The 478-nt window shown below is 66.1% G+C and carries 1 pseudogene; it reads left to right on the forward strand.

What is annotated here, in order from left to right:
* Nucleotides 1-478 (forward strand): annotated as a pseudogene (gene pknE, locus D5687_RS11105) (serine/threonine protein kinase PknE); the annotation flags it as partial.

The following is a 478-nucleotide window of genomic DNA, read 5'->3' on the forward strand; positions in this document are numbered from 1 at the left end:
GCGCCGCCATGGGGGCCACCGTCGTCTCCGCTGCCCCGGTCAGCCCGCCAGCCCTGGTTGTGGGTTGGTGTTGCCGTCGCCGTCGTGGTGGCGCTGGCGGGCGGCCTGGGTATCGCGCTTGCCCATCCGTGGCGGTCATCTGGACCCCGCACGTCGGCACCGCCGCCACCGCCGCCCGCAGATGCGGTCGAGCTCCGCGTTCTCAACGACGGTGTCTTTGTGGGTAGCTCGGTGGCGCCGACAACGATCGACATTTTCAACGAACCCATCTGTCCACCCTGCGGCAGTTTCATCAGGTCGTATGCGAGCGATATCGATACCGCGGTGGCCGACAAGCAGCTGGCGGTGCGCTACCACCTGCTCAACTTCCTCGACGACCAGTCGCACAGCAAGAACTATTCGACGCGAGCGGTGGCCGCCTCGTACTGTGTAGCGGGGCAAAACGACCCGAAACTCTACGCCAGCTTCTACTCCGCCC

This window comes from Guyparkeria sp. SCN-R1 (assembly GCF_003932495.1).
Taxonomy (GTDB): domain Bacteria; phylum Pseudomonadota; class Gammaproteobacteria; order Halothiobacillales; family Halothiobacillaceae; genus Guyparkeria.